General features: G+C 72.3%; 7 protein-coding genes. 4 read left to right on the top strand and 3 right to left on the bottom strand.

The window, feature by feature from the left end; all coding sequences use genetic code 11:
• Positions 1–40: 40 nt before the first annotated feature.
• From AB5J51_RS28085 to AB5J51_RS28075, 3 genes are all read right to left on the bottom strand, one after another.
• A complete protein-coding gene (locus AB5J51_RS28085) occupies positions 41–1579 on the bottom strand; it encodes a hypothetical protein (protein ID WP_369778965.1) in 1539 nt (512 codons plus the stop codon).
• Positions 1576–3096, bottom strand: a complete 1521-nt coding sequence (pelF, locus tag AB5J51_RS28080) for a GT4 family glycosyltransferase PelF (RefSeq protein ID WP_053785127.1) — start codon at positions 3094–3096, stop codon at positions 1576–1578. Before pelF ends, AB5J51_RS28085 begins: the two co-directional genes overlap by 4 nt.
• 185 nt (positions 3097–3281) lie before the next feature.
• On the bottom strand, positions 3282–5309 hold the full coding sequence (locus AB5J51_RS28075) for a hypothetical protein (protein WP_053785126.1): 2028 nt from the start codon (positions 5307–5309) through the stop codon (positions 3282–3284).
• Between the two features lie 346 nt (positions 5310–5655).
• On the opposite strand from AB5J51_RS28075, the gene AB5J51_RS28070 reads away from it, so the two are divergent.
• From AB5J51_RS28070 to AB5J51_RS28055, 4 genes are all read left to right on the top strand, one after another.
• Entirely contained in the window at positions 5656–7197 is a 1542-nt protein-coding gene (locus tag AB5J51_RS28070; RefSeq protein WP_053785125.1) for a leucyl aminopeptidase, read from the top strand.
• Between the two features lie 297 nt (positions 7198–7494).
• Positions 7495–8883 (top strand): dihydrolipoyl dehydrogenase, encoded by a 1389-nt coding sequence (gene lpdA, locus AB5J51_RS28065; protein WP_030291706.1) that lies wholly within the window; start codon positions 7495–7497, stop codon positions 8881–8883.
• A gap of 53 nt (positions 8884–8936) precedes the next feature.
• Positions 8937–10736, top strand: coding sequence for a 2-oxoglutarate dehydrogenase, E2 component, dihydrolipoamide succinyltransferase (sucB, locus tag AB5J51_RS28060; RefSeq protein ID WP_369778964.1), 1800 nt, complete (start codon positions 8937–8939; stop codon positions 10734–10736).
• Positions 10737–10852: 116 nt separating this feature from the next.
• Complete coding sequence (locus AB5J51_RS28055; RefSeq protein ID WP_369778963.1) at positions 10853–12211, top strand: hypothetical protein; 1359 nt, start codon at positions 10853–10855, stop codon at positions 12209–12211.
• Positions 12212–12290: the final 79 nt, after the last annotated feature.

Genomic DNA, 12290 nt, shown 5'->3' with positions numbered 1-12290 from the left:
CGGGTTCACGTTGTACAGGTCATGTCGTACGGGTCGGGAATCAGCGGTGGGCCGTCGCGCGGCCGAGGAGCAGGCAGACCAGCGTGCCCAGCGCCGCCGCGGCCGCACCCGCCACCACCAGCTGGACCAGTCGCGGCTGCCCCGCCCCCAGCAGCAGCGCCAGGCTCTGGGCGACGGCCGCCGAGGCGCAGACCACGGCCGCGGGCCGGACCGCCCCGAAGGACTGGAGCAGCAGCCCGGTCCACATGACGGAGCCGAGCAGCAGCAGCGTCGCGACCCGGACCACGGTCAGGCCCGGGGCCCCCGGCCACAGCAGGGTGCCGACCAGCCCGAGGAGCAGCAGCACCGCCAGGTACGCGGCGAGGCAGCGGCCCAGCGTGCCGAGCATCCGCAGCCAGAACTGCCGGGGCGAGCGGGCCGCCCGCAGCCCGGCCAGGCTCCCGCTGCGGAACCGGTGGAGCAGCCATTCGGCGGGACCCATGCTGAGGGTGAGCGCCACCGCCGAGGGGGCGGCGACGGCCTCGGCGGGACCCCCGGCGAGCACTTCCCCCAGCGCGGCGTACAGCACGAGCAGGCCGGTCCCGAGGCCGAACACCCCGTACGGCACGGAGTCCCCGATGCGGGGTCCGCGCGGGCCGTACTCCTCCTCGGCGCCCCGCAGCATCCGCCAGCGCACCGGGCCCTCGCCGGGCCGGTGTCCGGCCCAGCCCCGGATCCGGCGCGCGCCGGCCCGTACGCCCTCGGCCAGCGGCAGCTCCCGTACGGCGAGGGTGCAGGCGGCCAGCAGGGACACCAGCAGCAGGCCCACCCGCAGCGGCACGGGCGGGTCGGTGAACAGCGCGAGCAGCGACCCCGCGGCCATCGGGGCGAGCGCGGCGAGCAGCACCCGCTCCCGGCCGAGGACCAGCAGCACGGTGGCGGCCCCGACGTACAGGGCCTGCCCGGCGGCGAACGCGTACGAGAACGGCGGCCCGCCCGGCACGGTCAGCGCGGCGGCGATGCCGAGCAGGGCGCCGGCGGGGGCGCCGACGAGCAGGGTCCGCCCGGCAGCGGCCCGGTCGCCCAGGCCCATCCAGGAGTAGGCCCGGTGGGACAGCGTCTGGTCCCACACCCAGCCGATGAGCGCCCCGGCGAGCAGGGTCAGCGTGCCGGCGGGCAGCCCGAGCCGGTCCTGCGGACCCTCCAGCAGCGGGGCGCCCAGGACGTACGCCAGACCGGGCAGGGCGAAGATCACCCCGCGGAGCAGGCAGGCCGTGAGGGAGACCTTCCACGGGTCGGGGACGTGCTGCGGCTCCGGGAAGGCGCGCGGCACCCGGGCGTAGAGCTCCTCGGCGAGGCCGAAGGAGTCGTGGCGCCCGTAGGTGAGCCGGATGTGCTCGTCGGTCATCCCGTCGGATTCGAGGACGGCGGCGATCTCGTCGGGGTGGACGGCCGCCGCGATGAAGGGTCCGAGGCGTTCGGCGAGTTCGTCCATCGGGTCGCCGGCGGGGCCGGGGTCCCCCGGCCCGGTGCGCCGGGGCCGGGGGAGGGCGGGCAGGGTGTCGCCGCCGGGGACGCGCAGCCAGAGGGATCCGCTCACCACAGGCTCCCGTCGGCGGCGAGTTCGCGGTACCAGGGGTCGGCGACCCGCTGCGTCCAGTCGCCGCCCTCGCGGACGGGCAGCACGGGCTGCCCGGCTTGGGCGAGGCCGCGGTAGATGTGCCGGAAGCCGTCCACGGACTGGTGGAGCGTGAACTTCTCGATCACCCGCTTGCGGGAGCGCCGGCCCAGTTCGGCGCGGCGTTCGTCGTCGCGGAGCAGGGCGAGGGTGGCGCGGGCCATGGTCTCCGGTTCGCGCGGCGGGACCACGAGCCCGGTGTCGCCGACGGCCTCCCGCACCCCGCCGACGTCGGTGGAGACGGTGGTGCGGCCGCAGGACATGGCCTCGATGATGCTGAAGGGGAAGCCCTCGCTGATGCTGGAGAGCATCACGACGCTGCCCGCCGCGTAGGCCCGGGCCACCTCCGCGATGCGGCCCTCGTACGAGATGCCGTCGCTCACCCCGAGTTCGGCGGCGAGTTTCTCCAGGCGGAGCTTGTACTCCTCGCAGCCGGCCGGGACCGGGCCGAACAGGCGCAGCCGCAGGGCGGGCAGCTCCTCGCGCATGAACGCGTAGGCCCGGATGAGGGTTTCGAGGTCCTTGATCGGGTCGATGCGCCCGCACCAGCTGAGGGTGGGCACCTCGGGTTCGGGGCCGGCGTCGGGGAAGACGTACGGGTCGACCCCGTTGTAGACCGTGCGGATGCGGTCGGGGGCGGCGCCGCCGCGCTCCTCCCAGCGGCGGTTGTACTGGTTGCACGGGGTGATCAGGTCGGCCTGCCGGTAGCCCTCGGTGTTGAGCTCCCGGTAGAAGCCGAGCATCAGCGCCTTGACCGGCCAGCGCTGTTCCGCGGTGCGGTAGCCGAGGTAGCGCTCGCGCAGGTAGATGCCGTGCTCGGTGAGCAGGAAGGGCACCTCGTCGAGGTACTTGGCGGCGAGGGCCGGGAGCGTGGCGAGCCCGCTGCTGACGGCGTGCGCGACGCTGTCCGGCGGGATCCGTACGGACAGCGGCCGCAGCGCGTGCTCGATCAGGTCGGTGGCGGTGAGCGCGTCGTGGACGGTGGGCTCGGCGGCGGCGGTGACGAGGCCGGGCCGGGTCCATACGGTCATCAGCAGCCGCAGGACCGTTTCGGAACGCAGGGCCGGGGCGAGGCGGCCCGCCCGGGCCAGGACGGCGAGCTCGTGCAGGGCTTCGGAGAATCCGCCGCGGGCCGGGTCGAGGAGCGAGAGCAGGAAGGTTTCGTAGGTCTCGGTGAAGCGGCGGTGCGCCTTGCCCCGCAGGGCGGAGCGGCGGCTGCGTCCCGGCGGCGGTCCCCAGAGCGGGACGGCGGTGTGCCGGTAGACGTTGCGCGGCAGCTCCCAGGTGACCGGCTCGCGCCCGGAGCCGGTCAGGGCTATGACGTTGAAGTCGACCTCCGGCATCCCGCGTACCAGCTGGTCGCACCAGGTGCTGACTCCCCCGTGGACGTGCGGATAGGTGCCTTCGGTGAGCATGGTGACATGACGCCCATGGCTCATGCGCTGTGTCCCCCCAGGACTCTCTTTTTGGGGCTCGCTCGCCTCCGGGGGCGCCCTTGTCGGCTCCAGGAGGGCGTGCGTCCTCGAAAACCGCTCGTACCTCGCGGTTTCCTCCGGGCGCTCGCCCTCCTTCGCCGACGCGCCCCCTTCGGCTCACTCACCCGTGCAGGTGGTGCGGCGGCAGGTCAGCTGGGCAGCTTGAGCGTGACCGCGCTCTGCAGCAGCTCGGGCGCGGTCCACGCCGAGCGGTTGCCCGCGTAGGCGGTGCCGAAGTCGGCGGTGCCCAGCAGGAGCTGCTTCTTGGTGCCGGTGGGTGCGGTCACCGGGGCGACGACGCCGGACGGCGCCTTGACGGTGACGGCGGTCCCGATGCGGTAGGCGGTGACCTTGCCTTCGGCCAGCGCCTTGTCCCAGGCGGCCCGGCGGCTCAGCTCCACCCCGGTGTCCTTCATGCTCTGGTTCACGATCGGGGCGCTGGGCGCGTAGAGCGCGCGGTAGGTGTCCAGGACCTGGTTGAGCACCGGGTAGAGGGTGCGGTCCTCGGCGAGGTTGGACTGGTGGACGTAGTGCGGACGCGGGTCGTTGGCCAGGACGTGGCGCAGGGCGGTCCGCGCCTCGGCCGGGACGATGTAGTCCAGGTAGCCGGTGGTGGTGCTGAGCGGGGCCGGGAGACAGGTGGAGGTCGCGGGGTTGTCCTCGCAGACCCCGCTGCCGCCGTCGGCGCGGCTGGTGTAGATCCAGTTGTACTCGTCGGCCATCTCCGCGTTGGTGCCCGTGTTGTAGTACACGTTCATCGGGTAGCGGGGGACGGTCAGGGCGGCGCCGACCGCGCGCTGCACGGGCTCGCGCGAGTTGTCGCTGCCCGCCCACTTGACCCCGTTGTCGGCGAGCGCGCCGGCCAGGTTGGGGTTGTCCTGGGCCTGCTGCGGCAGGGTCTTGAGGCCCGAGTGCTCGCCGGTGACGAGCTCGGTGCGGTCGGTGGTGATGCCCTTGGCGGCGGCCCAGTTGTTGTTGTCGCGGATCTGGGCGGAGATCTCGGCGCGGCTCATCCAGTTGATCGCGCCCGCGCTGTTCGTCGTACAGGTCCACGGGACGGTGGTGGTGTTCTGGACGCAGCCGAGGAACGGGTGCGTGTAGGTGTGGTTCATCCAGCGGTACTTGGCCCGGTCCGCGACCAGTTGCGCGGTGAGGGCGTCGGTGCCGCCGTTCTCGGCCTTCCACTCCTCGCCGGCGCCGGCGTTGAAGAGGAGGTCGAGCTTGAAGTTCTTGCTCGTCTGCCACTGCGCCGCGTACTGGGCGTCGGCGGCGGTCATGCGGATGGTGCTCTCCTTGCCCTCGCCGCCCGCACAGGCGTAGTCGCCGGGCGTGCAGTTGAGGTCCTTGCTCCAGCGGGCGTCCGGGGCGAAGACGTCGTCGACGTGTACCGCGAAGTAGCTGCGGCTCTGGCCGAGGTGGACCCCCTGGGTGAGCCAGTCGACGATGCCGCGGGCCAGCAGCCGGAACTGCTGCTGGTACTGGTTGTATCCGAAGGTGACGACCAGTTCGCTGCGTCCGTCGTGCGTGTACTCGCCGACGAGCGAGGCCCGTCCGCCGGCGACGGGTGCGTCGAGGTAGCTGGTGTAGCCGGCCCGCGGCTTGCCCATGAACCCGAAACTCTCCGGAATCAGGGTGGAGTTGTCCTCGAAGGCGACTTGACCGGCGAGGTAGTTGAAGGGGCCCGCCTTGCCGGCCGTGGTGACCGCGGCCTGGGTGCCGTCGAGCTGCCCGCTGTAGCCGCCGTTGTCGGTGTACTCGAGCCCCACGCCCGGGTGGGCCCAGGTGTACGCGTCGACCTGGCGGACTCCGTACGTCGTCTCGTACGCGGTCAGCGCGGCCATCTCGGCCGAGCCCTCGCCGAACGGGTTCTCGTTCGGCAGCACGACGCCCTGGTACTTGGCGCGCGGCCGGCCGTCGACCGTGTCGCTGAGGAACGCGGCGTTGATCACCGGGCGGTCGGAGCCGCCCAGCAGGACGCGGGTGTAGGGGACTCCGGTGTCCCGGAGCTCCGCGGTGATGGCCTCGACCGAGCTGCCGCCGTCGTCGACGACGAGCACCTTCAGGTCGATGCGCGGTGTCGCGGCCGCCTGTGCGGTCGCAGCGGGCATTGCCACGGACATCAGCGCTGCCACCGCCATTGCGGCGGCAGCCCTGTTCATCCGGTTCTTGTTGACCATTTCGGCCTTTCCCCCCGCAGGCATCACTCGACAACGGCCCTGTGGCGGTCGGCCGGGCCGAGGAGGCTCTGTGGAAATCATGCAAAGGGACCCCGCGTCCCCTTGCGAGAGTGGCTCGAGTCTCTCGGACCTCGTCAGGTCTAAAGGGCAAACCTGGTCCGGAAGCCACGGATGGGTGAACCTGGTGGCGTCTTGATCGAACAACTTGCCAAACCTTCGAGTGGCGTACGGGCCAGCCGGTACGCGTAGGCTCATTTCTGGCGGCCGTCGGGCCGGAATACGATCGCTACGGATGGCCGTCCACCCACTCGGCCCACAACACAAACGGAAGCGAGACTTCACCACCGTGACTGCTCTGACTCTCAGCACTGCCGGCGCGGCGACGCTCCGCGCCGACGCCCTCGTGGTCGGCGTGGCGAAGGGCCCGAAGGGCCCGGTCGTCGCCGCAGGCGCCGAGGCCGTGGACAAGGCGTACGACGGAAAGCTCGCCGCCGTGCTCGACGCACTCGGTGCCTCCGGCGCCGAAGGCGAGACCACCAAGCTGCCGGCGCCGGACGGCCTGAAGGTCCCGGTCGTGCTGGCGGTCGGACTGGGCCCCGTCCCCGAGAAGGACGAGTCGTACGACGAGGAGGCCCTGCGCCGCGCCGCCGGCGCCGCCGCCCGTGCGCTGCACGGCACCAAGAAGGCCGCCTTCGCGCTGCCCCTGGACGACGCCTCCGCCATCACCGCCGTCGCCGAGGGCGCGCTGCTGGGCGCGTACGCCTTCACCGCCTACCAGGGCGGCGAGAACAAGGCCCGCAAGAACGGCGACAAGAACGGCGGCCCGAAGCAGCCGCTCGCCGAGGTCGCCCTGCTGGGTGCCAAGCCGCGCGACAAGGAGCACAAGGCCGCCGTCGAGCGCGCCACGGTCGTCGCGACCGAGGTCAACATCGCCCGCGACCTGATCAACACCCCGCCGAACGACCTCACCCCCGAGGCCTTCGCCGCCGTCGCGTCCGCGACCGCCAAGGAGCACGGGCTCAAGGTCCAGGTCCTGGACGAGAAGGCGCTGACCAAGGGCGGCTTCGGCGGCATCATGGGCGTCGGCAAGGGCTCCGAGAACCCGCCGCGCCTGGTGAAGATCGCCTACACCCACCCCAAGGCGGAGAAGCACCTCGCCTTCGTCGGCAAGGGCATCACCTACGACTCGGGCGGCATCTCCCTGAAGCCGGCCGGCCACAACGAGACGATGAAGTGCGACATGTCCGGCGCCGCCGCCGTGTTCGCCTCCGTCGTGGCCGCGGCCAAGCTGGGCCTCGAGGTCAACGTCACCGGCTGGCTCGCGCTCGCCGAGAACATGCCCTCCGGCTCCGCCACGCGCCCCGGCGACGTGCTGCGCATGTACAGCGGCAAGACCGTCGAGGTCCTGAACACCGACGCCGAGGGCCGCCTCGTCCTGGGCGACGCGCTGACCAAGGCCTCCGAGGAGAACCCGGACGCGATCGTCGACGTCGCGACCCTGACCGGTGCCATGGTGCTGGCCCTGGGCAACCGGACCTTCGCGATCATGTCCAACGACGACGCCTTCCGCACGGCGGTCCACGAGATCGCCGAGGAGGTCGGCGAGGCCTCCTGGCCGATGCCGCTCCCCGCGGACCTGCGCAAGGGCATGGACTCCCCCACCGCCGACATCGCCAACATGGGCGAGCGCATGGGCGGCGGCCTGGTGGCCGGCCTCTTCCTGCAGGAGTTCGTCGGCGAGGGCATCACCTGGGCGCACCTCGACATCGCGGGCCCGGCCTTCCACGAGGGTGCGCCGTACGGCTACACCCCCAAGGGCGGCACCGGCTCCGCCGTGCGCACCCTGGTGCGGCTGGCCGAGCGTACGGCCACGGGCGACCTGGGCTGACGCTCCCCGTGTGAGACGCGACTCGCCCCGGGCCCTTGGAGGAGGCCCGGGGCGAGGTTCGCTCACGACGGAATCCGAAGCAATCCGTAGGTTTCTACGCACGGGTAACCGTTGCTTCGGGCAGAACGACCTGCCACAGTCCGGGCCCGGCGTCCCGCGTTCCCCCGACAAATGCGAAGATGGGTTCTCGGCAGGACAGGGCCCCCACCACAGGGCCGAAGAAACAAGCGGCCGATTACCAGCCGCCGCCCGGTCACAGAGGACCGGTGCCCGGCGCACATGCATGGAGGACGTGACGTGGCGAACGACGCCAGCACCGTTTTCGACCTAGTGATCCTCGGCGGTGGCAGTGGCGGTTACGCCGCAGCTCTGCGCGCATCCCAGCTGGGTCTGGACGTTGCCCTGATCGAGAAGAACAAGCTCGGCGGCACCTGCCTGCACAACGGCTGCATCCCCACGAAGGCCCTGCTCCACGCGGGCGAGATCGCGGACCAGGCGCGCGAAGCCGCCCAGTTCGGCGTGAAGGCCACCTTCGAGGGCATCGACATCGCGGGTGTGCAGAAGTACAAGGACGAGGTCATCTCGGGCCTGTACAAGGGCCTGCAGGGCCTGGTCGCCTCCCGCAAGGTGACGTACATCGAGGGTGAGGGCCGCCTTTCCTCGCCGACCTCCGTCGACGTGAACGGCCAGCGCATCCAGGGCCGCCACATCCTGCTGGCGACCGGCTCCGTGCCGAAGTCGCTGCCGGGCCTGAACATCGACGGCAACCGCATCATCTCCTCGGACCACGCGCTGGTCCTGGACCGCGTCCCCGAGTCGGCGATCGTCCTGGGCGGCGGCGTCATCGGCGTCGAGTTCGCCTCGGCGTGGAAGTCCTTCGGCTCCGACATCACCGTGATCGAGGGCCTCAAGCACCTCGTCCCGGTCGAGGACGAGAACAGCTCGAAGCTGCTGGAGCGCGCGTTCCGCAAGCGCGGCATCAAGTTCAACCTCGGCACCTTCTTCGACAAGGCCGAGTACACCGAGACCGGCGTGCGCGTCACGCTGGCCGACGGCAAGACCTTCGAGGCCGAGGTGCTGCTGGTCGCCGTCGGCCGCGGCCCGGTCTCGCAGGGCCTCGGCTACGAGGAGCAGGGCGTCGCGATGGACCGCGGCTACGTCCTGGTCGACGAGTACATGCAGACCAACGTGCCGACGATCTCGGCGGTCGGTGACCTCGTCCCGACCCTGCAGCTCGCGCACGTCGGCTTCGCCGAGGGCATCCTGGTCGCGGAGCGTCTGGCCGGTCTGAAGACCGTCCCGATCGACTACGACGGCGTTCCGCGCGTCACGTACTGCCACCCCGAGGTCGCTTCCGTCGGCATCACCGAGGCCAAGGCCAAGGAGATCTACGGTGCGGACAAGGTCGTGGCCTTGAAGTACAACCTGGCGGGCAACGGCAAGAGCAAGATCCTGAAGACCGCGGGCGAGATCAAGCTCGTCCAGGTCAAGGACGGTGCCGTGGTCGGCGTCCACATGGTCGGTGACCGGATGGGCGAGCAGGTCGGCGAGGCCCAGCTGATCTACAACTGGGAGGCCCTGCCGGCCGAGGTCGCGCAGCTCATCCACGCGCACCCGACCCAGAACGAGGCGCTCGGCGAGGCCCACCTGGCCCTGGCCGGCAAGCCGCTTCACTCCCACGACTGATCGTCCCGGGCGCGACGACCACTTCCGCACTTTCGTAAGGAGCAACAGAAACCATGTCGGTTTCCGTAACCCTTCCGGCGCTCGGCGAGAGCGTCACTGAGGGCACTGTCACCCGCTGGCTGAAGGCCGAGGGCGAGCGCGTCGAGGCCGACGAGCCGCTGCTCGAGGTCTCGACCGACAAGGTCGACACCGAGATCCCGTCGCCCGTGTCCGGCGTCCTGGCGTCCATCAAGGTCGCCGAGGACGAGACCGTCGAGGTCGGCGCCGAGCTGGCCGTCATCGACGACGGCTCCGGCGCGCCGGCCGCCGCCGAGGCCGAGACCGTCGTCGCCGAGGTTCCGGCCGCGCCGGCCGCTCCGGCTCCGGTCGCCGAGGCCCCCGCGGCCCCGGCTCCGGCCGCTGCGGCTCCGGCCGCCGCCGCCCCTGCCGCCTCCGGCACGGACGTCGTTCTCCCCGCCCTGGGCGAGAGCGTCACCGAGGGCACCGTCACCCGCTGGCTGAAGCAGGTCGGCGAGTCCGTCGAGGCCGACGAGCCGCTGCTCGAGGTCTCCACGGACAAGGTCGACACCGAGATCCCCGCGCCGGTCTCCGGCACGCTGCTCGAGATCCGGATCAACGAGGACGAGACCGCCGAGGTCGGCACCGTCCTGGCCGTCATCGGCGCCGCGGGTGCCGCCCCGGCCGCCGCTCCGGCTCCGGCCGCGGCTGCTCCGGCCGCTGCCGCCCCGGCCCCGGCCGCCCCGGCCGCTGCCGCCCCGGCTCCGGCCGCCCCGGCTGCCCCGGCCGCCGCTCCGGCTCCGGCCGCCCCGGCCGCTCCGGTTGCCGCTCCGGCCCCCGTGGCCGCTGCGGCTCCGGTCGCTGCCCCGGCTCCGGTTGCCGCCCCCGCTGCCCCCGCTGCCCCCGCCGCCCCGGTCTCCGCCGGTGACGAGGGCGCGTACGTGACCCCGCTGGTGCGCAAGCTCGCCTCGGAGTCCGGCGTCAACCTGTCGCAGGTCTCGGGCACCGGCGTCGGTGGCCGTATCCGCAAGCAGGACGTCCTCGCCGCTGCCGAGGCCGCCAAGGCCGCCGCTGCCGCCCCGGCTCCGGCTGCCGCCGCTCCCGCCGCGAAGGCCCCGGCCGCCGCGGTCTCCGAGCTGCGTGGCCAGACCGTCAAGATGACCCGCATGCGCAAGGTCATCGGCGACAACATGATGAAGGCGCTGCACTCGCAGGCTCAGCTCAGCTCCGTGGTCGAGGTGGACATCACCAAGATCATGAAGCTGCGCGAGCAGGCCAAGGGCTCCTTCCTGGCCCGCGAGGGCGTCAAGCTCTCGCCGATGCCGTTCTTCGTCAAGGCCGCCGCCCAGGCGCTGAAGGCCCACGCGGTCGTCAACGCCCGGATCAACGACGACGAGGGCACCATCACCTACTTCGACTCGGAGAACATCGGCATCGCCGTGGACTCCGAGAAGGGCCTGATGACCCCGGTCATCAAGGGTGCCGGTGACCTCAACCTGGCGGGCATCTCCAAGGCGACCGCCGACCTGGCCGCCAAGGTCCGCGGCAACAAGATCACGCCGGACGAGCTGTCGGGCGCGACCTTCACCATCAGCAACACCGGCTCGCGCGGTGCGCTGTTCGACACGGTCATCGTGCCCCCGAACCAGGTCGCCATCCTGGGCATCGGTGCCACGGTCAAGCGCCCGATGGTCATCGAGACCCCCGAGGGCACCGTCATCGGCGTCCGCGACATGACGTACCTGACCCTGTCCTACGACCACCGCCTGGTGGACGGCGCGGACGCGGCCCGGTACCTCTCGGCCGTCAAGGCGATCCTCGAGGCCGGCGAGTTCGAGGTCGAGCTCGGCCTCTGAGGCTGACGCCCCATCGGCAGACGCCACGACGGCGCCCCCGCCCGGAACCACTTCGGGCGGGGGCGCCGTCGTCATACCCTGGTGGGTCCATGTGTGACATCTGGGGGGGGCGTCGTATGGCACGGGCACGGGTGACGGATCTCGTCGTGGTACTGCCGGGCATGACGGGCAGCCGCCTGGCGGACGCCGACGGCACGGCGGTCTGGGACCTGTCGGGCGCCGCCCTGTTACGTGGCCTGCAGACCTTCGGCCGCTCCGCGGCGGCCCTGCGCCTCCCCGAGGACATCGGCGACGGGGATCCGGGCGACGGCGTCGTCCCCGTGGGCCTCATGCCCGATCTGCACGCCCTCCCCGGCATCTGGCACCCGGTGGACGGCTACACGGACCTGCTGCGCTGGCTGGAGCGGCACTTCACCCTGTCGGTGTCGGACAACCTCCTCACGTTCCCGTACGACTGGCGGCTGTCCTGCCGCTTCAACGCGGAGCGGCTGAAGGGCCGCATCGACCTGGAGCTGGAGCGCTGGCGGGCCTCGGCCCCCGAGCGCCGCGAGGCCCGGGTGGTCTTCCTCTGCCACTCGCTGGGCGGGCTGGTGGCCCGGCACTACGTGGAGCGCCTCGGCGGCCACGAGATCACCCGCCGCCTGATCACCCTGGGCACCCCGCACCGGGGCTCCGTGGAAGCCCTGGCCCACCTGGTCAACGGCGGCCTCCTGCCGGGCCCGGACCTCGGGGCGTTCGCCCGCAGCCTGCCGTCCCTGCACCAGCTGGCCGCCGACTACGCATGCGTGACGGGCCCGCAGGGCCTCGCGTACGCCCGGGACCTGCCGGGTCTGCCGGGCGTGGACGCGGCCCTGCTGGCGGATGCGGCCGGCTTCCACGCGGACCTGCGCAGCGCCCCACCGCGGGCCGAACTGCACGCGATCGCCGGTGCCGGCCAGCCCACGGCGATGAGCGCCTCGTACGCGGACGGCCGTCTGACGCTCCTGCCGGACCTCGACGGCGCCGCCGGGGGCGGCGACGGCGCGGTCCCGCTCCTCGCGGCCCTCCCGGCGGACGCTCCCGGCGACGGCTGCGCGGTGGCCGGGTCGTTCACCCCGTACGAGCAGCACGGCTCCCTGCACCACAACCGGGGCGTCCGGGAAGCCCTGTGGGGCCTCCTGGGCCATACGCCCCCGCCCCACCGCCGCGAACACCCCGCCGCCACGGCCCGCCTGGGCGTCCAGGCACCCGCCGTACTGGCGGCCGGAGTCCCGTACGAGGTCACGGTCACGGCTCCCGACTCGGAACTGCGGCTCACGGCGGAACTGCGCCCGTCGGACGGCGGCAGCCCGACGGCCCGCCCCCTGCGCAGCCTGGGCGGCGGCCGCTACGCCGCCTCGTTCCCGCCGCCGCAACCGGGCGCGTACCGGCTGTCGGTGGGCCGGGTCACGGCGCTGGGCGTCGTCCTTGTTACCAGCCTCACCCAACGGCCCTGACCAGGAACGCATCCCAGCGGGCTACTCCGCCGTATTGTCTACGCATCAGAGCTCTGCATGCCCCCACAGGAGATGAAGC

It is taken from the genome of Streptomyces sp. R33 (assembly GCF_041200175.1).
Classification (GTDB): domain Bacteria; phylum Actinomycetota; class Actinomycetes; order Streptomycetales; family Streptomycetaceae; genus Streptomyces; species Streptomyces katrae_B.
Note: the sequence above shows the minus strand (reverse complement) of the source record. Positions and strands in the feature narration are given on the sequence as shown.